Source organism: Kitasatospora nipponensis (genome assembly GCF_039528135.1).
Lineage (GTDB): Bacteria > Actinomycetota > Actinomycetes > Streptomycetales > Streptomycetaceae > Kitasatospora > Kitasatospora nipponensis.
In genome coordinates this window covers 1-18557 of sequence record NZ_BAAALF010000171.1, presented here as the reverse complement: position 1 = coordinate 18557, position 18557 = coordinate 1, and the positions used below count along the sequence as shown (strand labels likewise).

Genomic DNA, 18557 nt, shown 5'->3' with positions numbered 1-18557 from the left:
CCCCCACCCCCCCCCCCCCCCCCCCCTCGGCGTCGGTGTGCGCGGCGTTGCCCCGGCCCCGGGAGGCCTGCGCCTGGGCCACCGCCGCGGCGGTGGCCGACTCCGCCCGCAGGACGGCGGCCAGCGCCGCCTCCCCGCGGCTGCGACTGTGCGTCAACTCGGCGGCCAGCCGGTGGCCGTGCCGGCGCGAGCCCAGCGCCAGCAGCGCCGTCACCCACCAGAGCACCCCCGCCACCGTGGACCAGAGCACGACGGTGGCCCGTTCGGCGGCCGGGGCCGCCGCACCGGCGGCGGCCACGGCACCCCCGGCCGCCACCGCGGCCGCCAGGGCGGCGAGCAGCGCGGCCGGTCTGCCGGACAAGCGGGAGCGTGCGGTCATGGGGCTGATCCTCGACGGGCTTCGGAGGCAGGGCAGGCGACAGCGCACCAGCCTCCCGCAGCCGGGAGATACATGATCAGTTCACGCGGTCAACAGATCATATCGACTCAGTTCACCCGCTCAACCGCCTAGTTGACGTGATGTCCATCAAGCGGACAGCACGGCCACCTCCGAATGCGAACCACCCGCCCCGGACAAGGCCCCGCCTTCTCCGGCCCCGCGAAGCCGAAACAGCCCCGCAACGCCCGCGGGGCGGGAACCCGAAGGTTCCCGCCCCGCGTGACACCCCACGTCACCGGCCGTGCCGGTCGGCGTCAGCTGCAGCCGCTGGTGGAGCCGCAGCCCTCGCAGAGGTAGCAGCTGCCCGCGCGGCGCATCTTGGTGCCGCAGGAGAAGCAGAGCGGGGCGTCGGCGTTCAGGCCGAGCTGGATCTCCATCAGCTCGGTGGAGTTGTGCGGCGTGCCGGCGGGGCGGGGGGCCTCGACCGGGGCCACCTCGACGGCGCGCGGAGCGGACTGGGCCAGGCCCTCGACGTCCACGTCCTCCGCCTCGAGCGGCTCGTAGGAGCCGGTCTCCAGGTGGCGCTGGCGCTCCTCGACGGAGTGGATGCCCAGTGCGGAGCGGGTCTCGAAGGGCAGGAAGTCCAGCGCGAGGCGGCGGAAGATGTAGTCGACGATCGACTGCGCCATCCGCAGGTCCGGGTCGTCGGTCAGGCCGGCCGGCTCGAAGCGCATGTTGGTGAACTTCGAGACGTAGGTCTCCAGCGGAACGCCGTACTGCATGCCGACCGAGACCGCGATGGAGAAGGCGTCCATCATGCCCGCGAGGGTCGAGCCCTGCTTGGACATCTTCAGGAAGACCTCGCCCAGACCGTCGTCCGGGTAGGAGTTGGCGGTCATGTACCCCTCGGCGCCACCGACCGTGAAGGAGGTGGTGATCCCCGGGCGGCCCTTGGGCAGGCGCTTGCGCACCGGGCGGTACTCGACGACCTTCTCGACCGCCTTCTCCACCGCGCTCGCCGCCACCGCCGCGGCCGGGGTCTTGCCCTTGGCCGAGAGCGGCTGGCCGACCTTGCAGTTGTCGCGGTAGATCGCCAGCGCCTTGACGCCGAGCTTCCAGGCCTCGAAGTAGATCTCCTCGATCTCCTCGACCGTGGCCACCTCGGGCATGTTGACCGTCTTGGAGATCGCGCCGGAGATCCACGGCTGGATCGCGGCCATCATCCGCACGTGGCCCATCGCGGAGATGACCCGCTCGCCCATCGCGCAGTCGAAGACCTCGTAGTGCTCGGGCTTGAGGCCCGGGGCGTCCAGCACGTTGCCGTGCTCGGCGATGTGCGCGACGACCGCCTCGATCGCCTCGCCGTGGTAGCCCAGGCGCTTGAGGGCGCGCGGCACGGTGCCGTTGACGATCTGCATCGAGCCGCCGCCGACCAGCTTCTTGAACTTCACCAGGGCCAGGTCCGGCTCGACGCCCGTGGTGTCGCAGTCCATCATCAGGCCGATGGTGCCGGTCGGGGCCAGCACCGAGGCCTGGGCGTTGCGGAAGCCGTTCTGCGCGCCGAGCCGCAGCACGTCCTGCCAGGTCTCGGTGGCGGCCGCCCAGACGGGGGCGTCCAGCTCGTCGACCGCGACGGCGGCGGCGTTGGCGTCGGCGTGCTGCTGCATGACCCGGCGGTGCGGGGCCGCGTTGCGGGCGTAGCCGTCGTACGGGCCGACCACGCCGGCGAGTTCGGCGCCGCGGCGGTAGGCGGTGCCGGTCATCAGCGAGGTGATGGCACCGGCCAGCGCGCGGCCGCCCTCGGAGTCGTAGGCGTGGCCGGTGGCCATCAGCAGGGCGCCGAGGTTGGCGTAGCCGATGCCCAGCTGACGGTAGGCGCGGGTGGTCTCGCCGATCTTCTCGGTGGGGAAGTCGGCGAAGCAGATCGAGATGTCCATCGCGGTGATGACCAGCTCGACGACCTTGGCGAAGCGCTCGGCGTCGAAGGAGTCGTCCTCGCGCAGGAACTTCATCAGGTTGAGCGAGGCGAGGTTGCAGCTGGAGTTGTCCAGGTGCATGTACTCGGAGCAGGGGTTGGATGCGTTGATCCGACCGGACTCCGGGCAGGTGTGCCAGTGGTTGATCGTGGAGTCGTACTGGATGCCCGGGTCGGCGCAGGCCCAGGCGGCCTCGGCCATCTTGCGGAAGAGCTTCTTCGCGTCGACGGTCTCGATGACCTCGCCGGTCATCCGGGCCCGCAGGCCGAACTCGGTGCCGTTCTCGACCGCGGTCATGAACTCGTCGGAGACCCGGACCGAGTTGTTGGCGTTCTGGTACTGCACGGAGGCGATGTCGTCGCCGCCCAGGTCCATGTCGAAGCCCGCGTCGCGCAGCGCGCGGATCTTCTCCTCCTCCTTCACCTTGGTCTCGATGAAGGCCTCGACGTCGGGGTGGTCGACGTCCAGCACGACCATCTTGGCCGCGCGGCGGGTGGCGCCACCGGACTTGATGGTGCCGGCCGAGGCGTCGGCGCCGCGCATGAAGGAGACCGGGCCCGAGGCGTTGCCGCCGGAGGAGAGCAGTTCCTTGCTGGAGCGGATCCGCGAGAGGTTCAGGCCGGCGCCGGAGCCGCCCTTGAAGATCATGCCCTCTTCCTTGTACCAGTCGAGGATCGACTCCATGGAGTCGTCGACGGCCAGGATGAAGCAGGCGCTGACCTGCTGCGGCTGCTTGGTGCCGACGTTGAACCAGACCGGCGAGTTGAAGCTGAACACCTGGTGGAGGAGGGCGTGGGTCAGCTCGTGCTCGAAGACCTCGGCGTCGGCCGGGGAGGTGAAGTAACCGTTCTTCTCGCCGGCGGCGCGGTAGGTCAGCACCACCCGGTCGATGATCTGCTTGAGGCTCCACTCGCGCTGCTCGGTGCCGACCGCGCCGCGGAAGTACTTCGAGGTGACGATGTTGACGGCGTTGACCGACCAGAAGTCGGGGAACTCGACGCCGCGCTGCTCGAAGTTGATCGAGCCGTCACGCCAGTTGGTCATGACGACGTCGCGCCGCTCCCAGCTGACCTCGTCGTAGGGGTGGACCCCGGGGGTGGTGTAGATGCGCTCGATCCGCAGACCGCCCTTGGGAGCCTTGCCGGCCCCCTTGGCCGCCTTCTCGGACTTCGACCCACGTGCGGAACCGCTCGTCGTGTCAGTCACTTCTTCTCCTCCTCCTGGGCAAACGCCCTGAGTGCCCCGTTTCTTTCGGGATCGCCACCGCGACCCTCGGGGCACTGCTGTTTCGCTTCTCCTGATGGGCGGGCAGGCCGGGGACACCGACCGGTTCGCTCCGTTTGTGGGTTTTGTGCCCTGGTTTCGGGCGTGCGGCCGCCTCGCAGGGCCGTCGCACTGCCGCCCTAGGGCGCCGCGGCGGGGACGGGTGCGGCCGGGCCGCCCCGCGGCGCGGTGGCCGCGCCCTCGTCCTGCGCGGTGGGGAGCCGCTCGGCGCCGCGCAACTCGGCGATGGCGGCCTCGAAATCGGCGAGTCCGTCATAGGCCTGGTAGACCGAGGCGAACCGCAGGTACGCGACGACGTCCAGGTCCTTGAGCGGACCGAGTATGGCCAGTCCCACGTCGTGGGTGGAGAGTTCGGCGCTGCCACTGGCGCGCAGGCACTCCTCGACCCGCTGGCCGAGCACCGCCAGCGCGTCCTCGGTGACCGGGCGGCCCTGGCAGGCCTTGCGCACGCCGGAGATGACCTTCTCCCGGCTGAACGGCTCGGTGACCCCGCTGCGCTTGATGACCATCAGCGCCGCGGTCTCCACCGTGGTGAAGCGGCGGCTGCAGTCCGGGCACTGCCGGCGGCGGCGGATCGAGCTTCCGTCATCGGTGGTCCGGCTGTCGACCACACGGCTGTCGGAGTGCCGGCAGAAAGGGCAGTGCACGGAACGAACTCCCTTCCTGGCGGAACTGGCGAGCTGACGGGCTGGCGCGAACGGGTGACCCCCGACCGGGGCCCAGGCCCCGCGGCGCGCGCGGGGCGAGTGGCCGACCGCACGGGGCCGAACGACGCCCACAGGGCCTGGCCGACCCCGGGAGCAACGACCAGTCTAGGCGACGCCGCCGTGATCAAAATACTGGGGGACCACAACCTGTGGGCTGCAAGCACCTATGTAACCACTAGATCTAGGTGGATGTCGCGATCGGACACGCCTCGCTCGGGTATCCCCCGGGTCACCCGCCGCAATCGGCGCTGGTCAGTCGGCGGGGCCGCGCCACCACCTCCCGGCGGGCCGCGAGACCCACCTCACCCGAACAGCTCAGGGAAGAGTTTCAGCCGGATTCGACACGACTTCGGCCCTCCCACGGCGGCCCGCGGCGAGTCCCCCTAGAATCGAGGAGATCGAACACTTAATCGACATACACCCAAAGCCTTGATCGAGTCAGCCGACTCCTCAATAATTCACTCGAACGTGTGTTTGGCGCAACCTTTCGATAGGTGCTGCCGTTGGGCTGGGCAGGCAAGGGAGAACGCCCGTCGAGAGGGGCCGCCGTGAGCACGGTACAGACCACCAGCAGCAGTACCACCGCCGTCCAGAGCAGCGCAGCCGACCACCGCGGCATCCCGGTGCAGGACCGTTCCCAGCACCTCGCGGGCCGGAGCGCCGTGGACCAGCAGAGCATGGACCAGAGCATGAGCGACAGCCATCGCCCCGCCGCCACGCCGGGCTACCTCCCGGACCAGCCGGTCGAGCACGCCTCGGTGCAGGACGTGCCGATCGGGCTGCCGAACGGACAGGCCCGGGCGATGCCCGGCCGCCCGCCGGGGATCCGCACCGACGAGGCCGGTCTGACCGAGCGCCAGCGCCGGGTCATCGAGGTCATCCGGGACTCCGTGCAGCGCCGCGGCTATCCGCCGAGCATGCGCGAGATCGGGCAGGCCGTCGGCCTCTCCTCCACCTCCTCGGTGGCCCACCAGCTGATGGCCCTGGAGCGCAAGGGCTTCCTGCGCCGCGACCCGCACCGCCCGCGCGCCTACGAGGTGCGCGGCGTCGAGGTCGCCCGGCCGAACACCGCCGAGGCGGCCGGACGTCCGTCCACCTCCTACGTGCCCCTGGTGGGCCGGATCGCGGCCGGCGGGCCGATCCTGGCCGAGCAGACCGTCGAGGACGTCTTCCCGCTGCCCCGGCAGCTGGTCGGCGAGGGTGAGCTGTTCGCCCTCACCGTGCGCGGCGACTCGATGATCGAGGCCGGCATCTTCGACGGCGACTGGGTCACCGTGCGCCGCCAGCCGGTGGCCGAGAACGGCGACATCGTGGCCGCGATGATCGACGGCGAGGCCACCGTCAAGCGGCTCAAGCGCGACGACAACCGGATCTGGCTGCTGCCGCACAACCCCGCCTACGAGCCCATCCCGGGCGACAACGCGACCATCCTGGGCAAGGTCGTGGCGGTGCTGCGCCGGCTCTGACGCCCGTGCGCGCCGACCGCCACCGGTCCGACCACGTCGAGGGGCCCTGTCCGCGCCGGACAGGGCCCCTCGACGTGCGTGCGGACCGCCCGGTACCGGGGCCGGACTCAGCCGCGCTTCTCGACCGGCCGCGGCGGCGGCGCGGAGGCCGCGATCGACGCCAGCGAGCGGCGCACCTGGTTGCGGTCGGTGGTGTACCAGAAGTCCGGCATCGAGGTGCGGAAGAACCCGCCGTAGCGGGCGGTGGCCAGCCGCGGGTCGAGCACCGCGACCACCCCGCGGTCGTCCGCCGCGCGAACCAGCCGCCCGGCACCCTGGGCCAGCAGCAGCGCGGCATGGGTGGCGGCGACCGCCATGAAGCCGTTGTCGCCGGCCTCCTCCACCGCCTTCTGCCGGGCGCTCATCAGCGGATCGTCCGGCCGCGGGAACGGGATCCGGTCCATCACCACCAGCTGACAGGCGGAGCCGGGCACGTCCACCCCCTGCCAGAGCGAGAGGGTGCCGAAGAGGCAGGTCTCCGCGTCGCCGGCGAAGGTCCGGATCAGCTCGCCCAGGGTGTCCTCGCCCTGCAGCAGGATCGGGTAGTCCAGCCGCTCACGCAGCTGCTCGGCCGCCGTCTGGGCGGCCCGCATGGAGGAGAAGAGCCCCAGCGTGCGGCCGCCGGCCGCACCGATCAGCTCCGCCAGCTCGTCCAGCATCTGCGGGCGCTCGGGCTCGCGGCCCGGCTGCGGCAGGTGCTTGGCGACGTAGAGGATGCCCTGCTTGGGGTAGCTGAAGGGCGAACCGACGTCCAGCCCGCGCCAGTACGGCGGGGCCTGTTCGCCGCCCGCGCGCTCCGGCTCGTCGAGCGAGCGCACGTCCGGCAGCCGGCCCTCCATCGGCAGGCCGACCGAGGCGGCCACGCCGTTGAAGTCGCCGCCCAGCTTGAGCGTGGCGGAGGTCAGCACGACCGACCGCTCCTTGTAGAGGTTCTCCCGCAGCAGCCCGGAGACGCTCATCGGGGCGACCCGCAGCGAGGCGGTGCCCGGCCCGAACCGGTCGTTGCGCTCGATCCAGATCACGTCGTACGGCGACTCGGTGAGCAGCCGGTCGGTGGTGTCGTGCAGCGTCTCGGCGGCGGCCATCGCCTGCTTGCGCACCGCGTCCTCGTCGGACAGGCCCTTGTCCCGGGTCTCCCCGAGCGAGGTGATCACCTGGCGGCTGGCGTCGCGGATCGCGGCCACCGCGTAGCCGAGGTACTCGGGCAGCTCGTCGACCTTGCCGGGCTGCGCGGTCTCCATCAGGCCGTGGTAGCTCTCGGCGGCCGCCTGCAGGGCGTCCACCGCCTTCTCGTTGGCGAGCCGGGCGGCGCGCTTGACCGCGCGGTTGACCGCGCCGACCGTCAGCTCGGCGGTGGCGGCGCCGGTCACCCGGTTCACCAGCTCGTGCGCCTCGTCGATGATCAGCAGCTCGTGCTCGGGCAGCACCGGGGCGCCCTCGATCGCGTCGATCGCCAGCAGCGCGTGGTTGGTGACCACCACGTCGGCGAGCTTGGCGCGCTCGCGGGCCTTCTCGGCGAAGCACTCCTGGCCGTACGCGCAGCGGCTGGCGCCCAGGCACTCCCTGGAACTGACGGAGAGTTGCGCCCAGGCCTTGTCGGAGACCCCGGGGCTCAGGTCGTCGCGGTCGCCGGTCTCGGTCTCGTCGGCCCAGTCGCGCAGCCGCAGCACGTCCCTGCCGAGCTTGCTGGCCGGCCCGCCGAGCGCCTCGGCGGGGTCGAACAGGCCCTCGCCCTCCTCGCTCGGGGTGCCCTCGTTGGCCCGGTGCAGGCAGAGGTAGTTGGAGCGGCCCTTGAGCATCGCGAACAGCGGCCGGCGCCGCAGGATCGGGTGCAGCGCCTCCACCGTACGGGGCAAGTCCCGCTCCACCAGCTGGCGTTGCAGGGCCAGGGTGGCGGTGGCCACCACCACCCGGTCACCGTGCGCGAGCGCCGGGACCAGGTAGGCGAGGGACTTGCCGGTGCCGGTGCCGGCCTGCACCAGCAGGTGCTCGGCGCTCTCGACCGCCTCGGCGACGGCCTCGGCCATCGTGACCTGCCCGGGCCGCTCCACACCGCCGACCGCGGTGACCGCGGCGTGCAGCAGCTCGGGGATGCGACCGGGGGTGGCCGGGCCGCCGGGCGCGGTGGCGGCCGGGGCGGCGGGCTCGGTGGGCTCGTCGGACGCGTCGGGCCCGACGGGCAGCAGCTGGGGTGCGGAGTCGTTCGTCATGACGCCCCCAAGCCTACGGGGCGGGACTGACAACACGGTCGCGCGGACCCGGCAGCGGTACCCCGGCGGCGGCCAGCGGATTGCCGACCCGCCCGTGCACGGCCGCGTGCGGGCGGGCCGGGCGGTCCCGGTAACCGTCCAGCAGCAGCCGGTTGCGGTTCAGGCAGAGCCGGTCGATGCTCGGCGTGAGCAGGTCGAAGAGCTCGAAGCGGTCGGCCAGTTCGGGGAACCTGCGCTGGTGGGCCAGGATCTCCTCGCGCAGCAGCGCCCAGAACCGCGGCTCGGGCAGCGCCAGTCGGCGCTCCAGCAGCGGCGCCAGGTAGCGGAAGACCCCCACGAAGAGCCCCGAGTGCAGGAACTGGCAGAGCCCCTCGGGTCCTTCGCGCAGCAGCACGGCGGCCACCTCGGCCGGCAGGTCGCGCAGCTCGGGCAGGTCCTGGTCGCTGATGTTGACGTCGTCGACGAAATCCTTGACCGCGAGCCGGACCGGCACGTCGCGGGCGTCGAAGAGCACGATGGCGTTCTCGCCGTGCGGCGAGAAGACCGTGCCGTAGCGGTACAGGAAGTGCAGCAGCGGCGGCAGCATCACCGCGAAGAGCCGGCCCAGCCACTCCTGCGGGTCCAGCCCGGAGCGGGCGATCAGCTCCTCGACCAGGGTGCGCCCGTCCGCGCCGCTCTGCAGCAGGGCCGCCAGGGTGCGCCCGCGCTCCCCCGGGTCCAGCTGCGGGCCCAGCGGCTCGCGCCAGATCGCGCCCAGCAGCTCCTTGTACTGGTAGGGCGCCTCGGGCAGCTGCGCGTAGTAGGGGTGCTCGACGGTGACCGAGGCCACCTCGCCGAGCAGCACCACCCGGCAGGTCTCGCGCAGGAAGGCGTCCTGGTCGCGCAGCGCGTGGATCCAGCCGGTGACGGCGGGGGCGGCCAGCGTCCGCTCGGTCGGCAGGCCGCGCCAGACCAGCGTGTTGAGTACCGACAGCGGCAGCTTGACGGTCCGGCGCTCGGGCCGGCTGAGGTTGAAGAAGGACCGGATGGACTGCTGCGGCAGCCGCAGGTCGCCGTCGGCCGGCAGCGCCACGATCAGGCCCTGGGCGACCCAGGGGGCGAAGAGCGGCAGGATGGTCTCGTCCCACTGCCAGGGGTGCACCGGCAGCAGCAGGAACTGCCCGGGGTCCTGGCCGCGCTCGGCCAGCAGCCGCCGGTAGCCGGCCAGCACCTCGGCATCCAGCTCCGCGCGGTAGAGCTCCTCCGGCTCGGCCAAGGCGCCGACCCCGCGGTAGGCGGCGAGCTCGCGGTGCACCGCCAGCCAGCCCAGCCGGCCCGGCGTGCGCGCCTCCGGGGCCCAGCGGGCCGCGTCGCTCGCCGCGAAGCCCAGCCGGCCCTTGTTGGGCACGATCCAGGGGTGGCCGCCCTGGTGGCCCTCCAGCTCGGTGTGGCCGAGGTCGGCCAGCTGCGCGGCGCCGAGCGCGCCGGCCGCCAGCCGCACGTCCGCCAGCAGGGTGGCCGTCAGCTCGCGCACCAGGTGGCCGCTGGTGTCCCCGGAGAGCCCCAGTGGCCCGCGGGCCGCCAGCAGGAAGGCCAGCGGGTCGTCCGCCGGCTCGCCGTCGCAGCGGATCGAGTCGGGGTCCACCTGCCAGCTGCCGTACGCGCCGCGGCGGGCCGTGAAGCGGTACTGCGGGCCGCTCGCACCGAGGTCGAGCCGGTAGCCGCCGGCCACCGGCTCGGGGTGCAGCAGCTCCTCGTAGCTGAACTCGGCGATCATCTTGGCCAGCAGCGCCCGGCAGGCCTGCTGCCAGCGCTGCGCGGTCACCAGGTGGTGCGCGGTCAGCGGCTCGGTCCGGGCCGCGCGGTCATCGGCTGGGGGCAGGGGCACGGTTCCACTCCTCGAGGAAGGCGGCCTGGGCGGGCAGCGGGGCCGCGGCGAAGCTGGTCCAGGCGGTCCTGGCGGGCAGCCGGTGGACGGTCCGGCCGGTGAGCGCGTTGAGGATGACGGCCGCGCGGTGGGCGCCGAGACCGAGGTCGGGGGTGCCCACGCCGTGCGTGTGCAGCTCGGCGTTCTGCACGTAGAGGCCGCCCGCCAGCTCGGGCGAGGTGGCCACCCGGTGGTCCAGGTCGACCCGCAGCCGGCCCTGCTCGTCCCAGTCGATCAGCTCGGCCAGCGGGTCCAGGACGGCCGGGCGGGCCGCCCGGTAGCCGGTGGCCAGCACCACCGCGTCGGTGCGCACCAGCCGCGCGGCCCGGCTGTCGCGCTGCCGGCAGTGCAGTTCGAGGCCTCCGCAGGGCCCGGGCAGCGCCGTGACGACCTCGGTGCCCGGCAGGATCTCGGTGTCGCTCTCACCGATCGGTCGCCCGATGGTGCGCTCGTAGAGCAGGTCGTGGATCTCGGCCAGCGTCTCGGCACTGGCCGCCTTGTGCAGCTGCCACTGCTCGGCGACCAGCCGGTCGCGCACGGTGGCGGGCAGCGCGTGGAAGTAGCGGGTGTAGTCGGGGGTGAAGTGCTCCAGGCCGAGCTTGGAGTACTCCATCGGCGCCAGCGCCCGGCTGCGGGTCAGCCAGCGCAGCCGGGTGCCGTCGCCGGCCCGGGCCCGCAGCAGGTCCAGGAAGACCTCCGCGCCGGACTGGCCGGAGCCGACCACCGTGATGTCCCGGGCGGCCTCCAGCGTGCGGCGGCGTTCCAGGTACTCGGCGCTGTGCCAGATGGCCGGGTGGCCGGCCAGCGGGTCGAAGGCGGCCGGGGAGACCGGCTCGGTGCCCACCCCGAGCACCACGTTGCGCGCCCGCACCCGCCGCTCACCGGCGTCGCCACCACCGCTGCTGCTGCCGCCACCGCTGCCGCGCAGCGTCGCGGTGAAGGCACCGGCCTCCCAGCGCAGCGCCGTCACCTCGGTGCCGAACCGGCAGGCGGGCAGCAGCTCGGCCGCCCAGCGGCAGTAGTGGTCGTACTCCCGGCGCGGCAGCTGGAAGCGCTCGGAGAAGTAGAACGGGAAGAGCCGGTCCTGCGCCCGCAGGTAGTTGAGGAAGGACCACGGGTTGGTCGGGTCGACCAGCGAGACCAGGTCGGCCAGGAACGGCACCTGCATCCGGGCCCCCTCCACCAGCATCCCGGGGTGCCAGCGGAACTCCGCCCGGGCGTCGCAGAAGAGCGCGCGCAGGCCGGGCACCCGGTCGGCGAGCGCGGCCAGCGAGAGGTTGAAGGGGCCGATGCCGACCCCGAGCAGGTCCAGGGGGCGCTCGTGACCCCGCTCGCCGCCCGCCTGGGGGTCGTCGGTCGGGTCGGGCTCGCCGTGCTGGCTGTCCATCAGCAGGTCCTCGCAGTCGAGCGCTCGCGCATCATCAGCGCCGCGCACTTCTCGGGCAGGTCGATCTCGCGGGTGCGGGTGAAGCCGGCCCGCTGGAAGGCCCGCACCGAGGCCACGTTGCGCACGTCCGGCTCGGCCACCACCCGCGGGCTGGTCCGCAGCAGGTGCTCGGCCACCGCGGCCAGCAGCACGCTGCCCAGACCCCGGCCCCGGCTCTGCGCCGGTCCCAGCAGCAGGTGCACCCCGATGTCCCCGGGGTCGACCGGGTAGTAGCCGGCCAGCCGGTCGCGCTCCACCCGGTAGACCTCCCAGTAGCTGACCGGCACGCCCTCCAGCACGCCCAGCTGCGGCACGCTCGCCCCGTCGCCCTCCAACTGCGCGAGCACGTGCCGTTCGGTGCGCTCGGGCGGCCCGTCCAGCTCCCAGAAGGCCGCCACGGCCGGGTCGTTCATCCACTCGGTGATCAGCGGCAGGTCGGCGGGCCGCACCAGCCGCAGCCTCAACTCGCCGGCCGGCGTCCGCAGGGCGGTCACCTAGCCGCCACCGGGTTGGGCACGGTGACGTAGACCGACTGGCTCTCCACCGGGCCGACCAGTTCGTCCAGCCCGTGCAGCCGGGTCAGCAGGTTGGCCTTGCAGCGCAGTTGGGACGACTCCAGCAGGTGCGCCGGCAGCGCGGAACCGGTGGCGGTGGCGGCCGGGCCGCCCAGGAAGCGGCGCAGCGCCGCCAGCAGCACCCGCTCGTCGGCCAGCCGCTGCGAGCCGAAGGCGCCGATCAGGCCCAGGATGTGGTTGATGCCCAGGTAGTAGGCGAACCGCTCGTCGGCCACCGCGTCCGACACGAAGGTGTCGCTGAGCCGGCCCAGACCCGGCAGCCGGCGCTCCAGGCGCTCGGCGTGCGAGGCCCGGAAGTAGTAGCCCTGGTTGTCCCGGAACCGTCCGCCGCTGGGCCAGCCGTCGGCGTCCAGCAGCACCAGGCTGTTCTGCTGGTGGGCCTCCAGCGCGATGCCGGCCCGGCCGTCCAGCCAGAGCACCGGGAGCACCACGGCGTCCAGGTAGCGCAGGAACCACTCGGCGGCCACCATGGGCAGCGGCCGCCCGCAGCGGCGGGCCAGCGAGCGCAGCAGGTCGCCGAGTTCGGAGGGCACGCCGGGGCCGGGCTCGCCCAGCGGGCGTTCGGCCACCAGGCCGGCCACGCACAGCGCCCGGTCGCCCGGGGCGAAGGGCTGCTGGCGCAGCACGGTGTCCAGGCCGCCGGGGCCCGACCCGTCCGCGCCGGGCAGGTCCACGCCGATCCAGGCCGGGTCGCGCACGATGTCGAAACCGGGGTGCGCGGCCCGCCAGCGGGCGCCGAGGCCGGCCTCCAGCAGGCGGTGCACCTCCAGCCCGCGGTGCAGCTCCTTGCGCAGGTTCTCCCGACGGGAGTTGGTGATCCGCAGGCCCAGCGAGAGCTTGAGCATCCACGGCGTGCCCGGGCGCAGGACGGTGCGCACCGAGGAGGTCGGGTACCACGGCTCGCCGCGCCGGCCGAGGTCGTGCAGGGCGCCCTCCTCGAGCAGCCGGGCGATCTGCGGGCGCCGCTCCAGCTCCTGGGCCTGCCAGGGGTGCAGCGGGAGCGCGGCGGTGCCGGGCGGCAGCAGTGCGGGGGCGCCGAGCAGGCCGGCGGTCAGCTCGGCGGCGTCCACCTCCAGGGCCGATCCGCTGGCCAGCAACTCGCGGTCCACCGCGTACCAGTGCAGCGCGAAGGAGCCGCGCAGCTCGGGTGAGTAGGCCGCGCTCTGGGCCGGGCCCAGGCCGTCGCGGCTCTTCGGGGTGGGGTGCATCGGGTGGCCCAGCAGCAGGGACTGCTCGGCCCGCAGGAAGAGCGACCCCGCGGCGCGCGGCGCGGGGTCCGGGTGACGGCGCCGGTGCAGCAGCAGGTCGGCGGTGCGCCGCACCGAGTCGGCGACCCGGCCCACCAGGTCGGCGATCTGCTCGTCGTCACCGTGACCGGCGGCCGCGAGGGCGAGCAGCGCGGCGGCGGTCACCGCGTCCAGCGGGCTGCCGCTCTCGGTGCGCCCGGGCGCGAGCACGGCCGGGCCGAACCGGTGCCAGCCGCAGGCGGACCAGTACCGGACGTCGGCGAGCAGCCGGGCCGCACCGCCCAGCACCGGGATCCGCAGCACCCCGTCCGGGTCCGCGACCGCCCCGGTCTCCCGGCACCAGCACCGCAACAGGGCCTCCACCGCCGCCTGCTCGGCCGCGACCGCGGGATCCTGGTGCAGCAACGGGTCCGACTCCGCGGACTGGTCCAGCTGGCGGGGGACGGTGGCCGGGGCTCCGGTCAGGGCGGTGCTCAAGGCAGGCTGCTCCTCGGTGCGCAAGGGGGTGCGGGGCCACCGGCCGGGGCGCGCGGCAGCACGCCCGCCGCACCGGCGGCATCCGATTGGTCTAACGAGCCAACCCCCGGGAGAGCACGGCCTGTTCGGGATCGGCGAACGTGACGACGGTCACGGAACGGTGACCATCGATCAGCCGGTGGAACCGGCTCGCAGGCGGTACCGTCCTGGCCCCATGGGAGACTCCCTGATGCCTGACCGGCGGCCGCCACGGCGTCGGCGCACTACTCGACCTGGGGGAACTGAAGACATGTCACCGATGGACAGCAGCAGGACGCGAACCGGCGGCCCGGGGGCCGAGCGCCGCATCGCACGCACCGCGGCGGCGGGCGCGATAGCCGCGCTGACCCTCCTCGCCGCCACCGCCTGCGGGCCGGACGACACCGACAAGCCGAACGCGGCGCCGCCCGCCTCCTCCGCCGCACCGGTGAGCCCGAGCGCCTCCGCCGGCAAGCCCGCGCTGCCCGGCCTGCCCGGTGGCCTGCCGAGCCTCGACGACCTGAAGAAGTGGAAGTACGACGACTGGGACAAGTGGGCCAAGCAGCACGTCATCACGCCGGCGGCCAAGGGCTTCTGGGACCTGCAGAAGCTGCTCCAGGCCAAGCCCAAGGACCCGGTCGCCCCGCCGCAGCAGCCCACCGACGACGGCAACGACCCGCTGCCCGGCGGCGTCCAGGCCAAGGCGATGACCCACCCCTACTCCCAGTACCCGGTGGACGGGAAGGTCTTCTTCGACATCTCCACCGACAAGCACGCGGTCTGCTCGGCCACCGTCATCTCCGACCCGCAGCACCCGGGCAAGAGCAACCTGGTGTGGACCGCCGGGCACTGCGTGGCCAGTGGTCAGAGCGGTGAGCAGTACTCGAACATCGTCTTCATGCCGGAGTTCAACAGCTCGGGCGCGGTGAGCAAGGGCAAGAAGGCGCAGAGCGAGAAGCAGTTCGCCCCGCTCGGCATCTGGCGGGCGACCCAGGCCATCTCCTCCCCGCAGTGGATCGCCGAGGGCGGCGAGACCGGCAGCGCGGCCAGCCAGTACGACTTCGCGATCCTCAAGGTGGAGAACCAGGACGGCGGTTCCAAGTCGCTGGAGGAGACGGTCGGCGGCTCGGTGCCGGTCTGGTTCAACGCCCCGCGCGACCAGCTGTCGATCACCGCGATCGGCTACCCGGCCGCCCCGCCGTTCGACGGCATGGAGATGGAGCGGTGCGAGGGCGGCAAGCCCTCACGGCTCTCCTTCGACAAGACCCGCCCGCCCATGGAGGTGATCGGCTGCACGATGACCGGTGGCTCCAGTGGCGGCGGTTGGTTCGCGCTCAAGGACGGCAAGCCGGCGCTGGTCAGCAACACCTCGATCGGCCCGGAGGACAACACCTGGCTGGCCGGACCCTACCTGGACGACGTGGCCGCGAACGCGCTGAACTACCTGGCCAAGAGGCCCTGATCCGCTCGCACCCGGCACCCCCTCACCCATCGTCTGCCACCGGGATCCCGACGCCATGCCATCGCACACACCCCGCCGGGCGGGCCTGACGGCCGCACTGGCCACCGCCCTGGTCCTGACCGTGTCGGCCTGCGGGTCGGGCGGGTCCGGGCACACCGAGGGCCTGCGGAACTGGAAGCCCGCCGACTGGTCGCGGTGGGCCCAGCAGCACCTGCTCAGGAACGACGTCGTCGCCGGCCTCTGGTCGGTCGACAGCATGAACGCGGCCACTCCGGCGCCCGCGCTGAAGCCCCTCCCCGGGTCGGCCCCGGCCTCCCCGTCCGCCTCCGCCTCCGCCACCCCCGAGAACGACCCGCTGCCCGCGCCGGTGCCGGCGAAGAGCGAGCCGCACCCGTACACCGGCAACATGGCGGTCTTCGGCAAGATCTTCACCAAGGTCCCGCAGGGCAGCTACGTCTGCTCGGGCACCGTGGTCAGCGACCCGCAGCACCCGGGCAGGAGCAACCTGGTGTGGACCGCCGGCCACTGCCTGCACAGCGGCAAGGGCGGCGACTGGCTGAAGAACATCGCCTTCATCCCCTCGTACAACCGCTCGGGCGCGGCCAGCGGGGGGCAGCGCACGACGCTGGACCAGGTGGCGCCGTACGGCCGCTGGTGGGCCGACCACGCGATGGTCGCCCCGCAGTGGACCGAGGAGGGCGGCGAGAGCGGCGGACCGGTCAGCCAGTACGACTACGGCATCATCCGGGTGGCCAACCCCGACCTGCCCGGCCGCTCCCTGGAGGAGGCCGTCGGCGGCTCGGTGCCCCTGTGGTTCGACGCCCCGCGGGAGCGGATCACCGCGCTGACCGCGTACGGCTTCCCGGCCACGCCGCCCTTCGACGGCCAGGAGCTCGACTACTGCGACGGTGGCCGCCCGCGCCGGCTCTCCTTCGACGCGACCCGGCCCACCATGCTCACCATCGGGTGCACCATGACCGGCGGCGCCAGCGGCGGCGGCTGGCTGGCGCCCGGACCGGACGGCAGGGCGGCCCTGGTCAGCAACACCTCGATCGGCCCGGACCCGGCCGGCTGGCTGGCCGGTCCGACGCTGGACGACCAGGCCCAGAAGGTCTTCGACGTCATGAGCCGGCTGACGGCGTCCTGACCCGGCCGGGCTGACGCCCGGTGGCACGGCGACGGGCCCGGTACCCCCCCGCGGGGGGGGTACCGGGCCCGTCGCCGTGCCACCGATGCGCCGTGGTCAGCGCTGGACGGCCACCGTGTAACGCTCCAGCTCGGAGGCCAGCTCGGCCGGCACCTTGGCCCGCAGCAGCGTGCCCTCGCCGGTGTGCTCGGCCTCCAGCAGCTCGCCCTCGGCGTGCACCCGGGAGACCAGGTCACCGCGGGTGTAAGGAACCAGCGCCTGCACCTCGACGGCGGGGCGCGGCAGCTCCTCGTCGATCAGCCGCAGCAGCTCGTCCATGCCCTGCCCGGTGCGGGCGGAGACCACGATCGCGTGCGGCTCGCGGCGCAGCAGGCGCTGCAGCACGTGCGGATCGGCCGCGTCGGCCTTGTTGATCACCACGATCTCCGGCACGTTCTGCGCGTCGACCGAGACGATCACCTCGCGGACCGAGGCGAGCTGGGTCTCCGGCTCGGGGTGCGAGCCGTCCACCACGTGCAGGATGAGGTCGGCCTCGGCGACCTCCTCCATGGTCGAGCGGAACGCCTCGACCAGGTGGTGCGGCAGGTGCCGCACGAAGCCGACGGTGTCGGCCAGGGTGTACAGGCGCCCGCCCGGGGTCTGCGCCCGGCGCACGGTCGGGTCCAGGGTGGCGAACAGCGAGTTCTCCACCAGGACGCCGGCACCGGTGAGCCGGTTGAGCAGCGAGGACTTGCCGGCGTTGGTGTAGCCCGCGATCGCCACCGACGGGACCTGGTGACGCCGGCGCTCCTGGCGCTTGGTGTCCCGGCCCTTCTTCATGTCGGCGATCTCGCGGCGGAGCTTGGCCATCTTCTCGCGGATCCGCCGGCGGTCGGTCTCGATCTTGGTCTCACCGGGACCACGGGTGGCCATGCCGCCGCCCGAGGAGCCGGAGCCACCGCCACCCATCTGCCGGGAGAGCGAGGCACCCCAGCCGCGCAGCCGCGGCAGCATGTACTGCATCTGCGCGAGCGAGACCTGGGCCTTGCCCTCACGGGACTTGGCGTGCTGGGCGAAGATGTCCAGGATCAGGGCGGTGCGGTCGACCACCTTGACCTTGACGACGTCCTCGAGCTGGATCAGCTGGCCGGGCGTGAGCTCACCGTCGCAGACCACCGTGTCGGCGCCGGTGGAGGCCACGATGTCGCGCAGCTCCTTGGCCTTGCCGGAGCCGATGTAGGTGGCGGCGTCGGGCTTGTCGCGGCGCTGGATGACGCCGTCGAGCACCTCGGAGCCGGCGGTCTCGGCCAGGGCGGCGAGCTCGGCGAGCGAGTTCTCGGCCTCCTCGGCGCTGCCGTCCGTCCAGACGCCGACCAGCACGACGCGCTCCAGGCGCAGCTGGCGGTACTCGACCTCGGTGACGTCCTGGAGCTCGGTGGAGAGGCCGGCGACGCGGCGCAGCGCGGCGCGCTCGCTGCGGTCGTACTGCTCACCGTCGTAGTGCTGGGCGGAGCCCTCGTCGATCGCCGCGAGGTCATCGTCCATCAGGGCTTCGGCCCGGAGGTCGGCGGGACGGCGGCCACTGCGGCCGTCGGTCGCGCTGGTGGTGTCGCGGTCTTCGAACGTGGAGGTCATCGTGTCCTTAACGGCTGTCGGAAACGGCTGGATGCTACCGGCTCATGGCGGCCGCCCGCTGCCGCGGGACACCCGTCCACTCGCTTCGAACGCGGTTCACTGTCCCCGCATTCCCTCCCGATGGTCGCATGTGCGCGCCCGCGGGTCACCTGTGTTTCGGGCCCAGCGCGGGGTGGCCCGCCCTCGGGTGCGGGCGCAGCCGTGGTGGCCGGGGCGCCTCCAGCCCCGGCCGGCGCACGTCGTAGACCCCGGAGACCCGCAGCATCGCGCGCATCACCACCGGCAGCGTGCCGGCGTCCGGGAGCTCCACGGTGTAGGTGTGCCGCACCCGCAGCTCCTCGGGCGGCTCGACCACCGCCGAGACGATGTCCAGGCCGGTGGCGGACATCGCGGCGGTCAGGTCGGCGAGCAGGCCGGGGCGGTTCAGCGCCTCCGCCTGCAGGGTGACCCGGAAGCCGGCCGGTGGGCCGGCCGCGCGGCCGGTGGCCGCCTCCGGGGCCCAGTCGAGCTGGACCGGACCGCGGCCCGCGCCGCGCATCCGCTCGCCGGTGGGGCAGTCGGCCCGGTGCACGGCGATCGAGCCGCCGCGGATCTGGAAGCCGGTCAGCCGGTCCGGGGGCACCG

At 73.3% G+C, this 18557-nt stretch carries 13 protein-coding genes; 3 read left to right on the top strand and 10 right to left on the bottom strand.

Translation table 11 applies throughout. The features are described from left to right. The 3 genes from ABD323_RS32150 to nrdR all read right to left on the bottom strand — a co-directional run. Positions 1-379 (bottom strand): hypothetical protein (locus ABD323_RS32150; protein WP_344445570.1); only part of this gene is annotated, 379 nt, incomplete at its 3' end. A gap of 314 nt (positions 380-693) precedes the next feature. Next, positions 694-3561 carry a vitamin B12-dependent ribonucleotide reductase gene (locus ABD323_RS32145; protein ID WP_344445569.1) on the bottom strand — a complete coding sequence of 956 codons (2868 nt, stop codon included), beginning with the start codon at positions 3559-3561 and terminating at the stop codon, positions 694-696. A gap of 197 nt (positions 3562-3758) precedes the next feature. Then, positions 3759-4286 (bottom strand): transcriptional regulator NrdR, encoded by a 528-nt coding sequence (gene nrdR, locus ABD323_RS32140; protein WP_344445568.1) that lies wholly within the window; start codon positions 4284-4286, stop codon positions 3759-3761. A gap of 863 nt (positions 4287-5149) precedes the next feature. On the opposite strand from nrdR, the gene lexA reads away from it, so the two are divergent. Continuing rightward, a complete protein-coding gene (gene lexA, locus ABD323_RS32135) occupies positions 5150-5812 on the top strand; it encodes a transcriptional repressor LexA (protein ID WP_344445574.1) in 663 nt (220 codons plus the stop codon). Positions 5813-5919: 107 nt separating this feature from the next. Here lexA and ABD323_RS32130 read toward each other — a convergent pair whose 3' ends face one another. Genes ABD323_RS32130 through ABD323_RS32110 form a run of 5 tightly spaced genes read right to left on the bottom strand, consistent with a single transcriptional unit; the run spans position 5920 to position 13692 of the window. Next, positions 5920-8061 (bottom strand): ATP-dependent DNA helicase, encoded by a 2142-nt coding sequence (locus ABD323_RS32130; RefSeq protein WP_344445567.1) that lies wholly within the window; start codon positions 8059-8061, stop codon positions 5920-5922. Between the two features lie 13 nt (positions 8062-8074). After that, positions 8075-9928 carry an IucA/IucC family protein gene (locus ABD323_RS32125; protein ID WP_425556234.1) on the bottom strand — a complete coding sequence of 618 codons (1854 nt, stop codon included), beginning with the start codon at positions 9926-9928 and terminating at the stop codon, positions 8075-8077. Next, positions 9906-11354 (bottom strand): lysine N(6)-hydroxylase/L-ornithine N(5)-oxygenase family protein, encoded by a 1449-nt coding sequence (locus ABD323_RS32120; protein WP_344445566.1) that lies wholly within the window; start codon positions 11352-11354, stop codon positions 9906-9908. The genes ABD323_RS32125 and ABD323_RS32120 overlap by 23 nt, the downstream gene beginning before the upstream one ends. After that, positions 11354-11887 (bottom strand): GNAT family N-acetyltransferase, encoded by a 534-nt coding sequence (locus tag ABD323_RS32115; protein ID WP_344445565.1) that lies wholly within the window; start codon positions 11885-11887, stop codon positions 11354-11356. The genes ABD323_RS32120 and ABD323_RS32115 overlap by 1 nt, the downstream gene beginning before the upstream one ends. Then, positions 11884-13692 (bottom strand): IucA/IucC family protein, encoded by a 1809-nt coding sequence (locus ABD323_RS32110; protein ID WP_425556232.1) that lies wholly within the window; start codon positions 13690-13692, stop codon positions 11884-11886. The genes ABD323_RS32115 and ABD323_RS32110 overlap by 4 nt, the downstream gene beginning before the upstream one ends. A 289-nt stretch (positions 13693-13981) precedes the next feature. Here ABD323_RS32110 and ABD323_RS32105 point away from each other — a divergent pair, with 289 nt between their 5' ends. Continuing rightward, complete coding sequence (locus ABD323_RS32105; protein WP_344445564.1) at positions 13982-15172, top strand: trypsin-like serine peptidase; 1191 nt, start codon at positions 13982-13984, stop codon at positions 15170-15172. A 55-nt stretch (positions 15173-15227) separates the two neighbouring features. Beyond that, entirely contained in the window at positions 15228-16319 is a 1092-nt protein-coding gene (locus ABD323_RS32100; protein ID WP_344445563.1) for a trypsin-like serine peptidase, read from the top strand. Positions 16320-16415: 96 nt separating this feature from the next. Here ABD323_RS32100 and hflX read toward each other — a convergent pair whose 3' ends face one another. Beyond that, on the bottom strand, positions 16416-17933 hold the full coding sequence (gene hflX, locus ABD323_RS32095; RefSeq protein ID WP_425556230.1) for a GTPase HflX: 1518 nt from the start codon (positions 17931-17933) through the stop codon (positions 16416-16418). A 145-nt stretch (positions 17934-18078) separates the two neighbouring features. Further along, positions 18079-18557 (bottom strand): ACT domain-containing protein (locus tag ABD323_RS32090; RefSeq protein WP_344445562.1); only part of this gene is annotated, 479 nt, incomplete at its 5' end.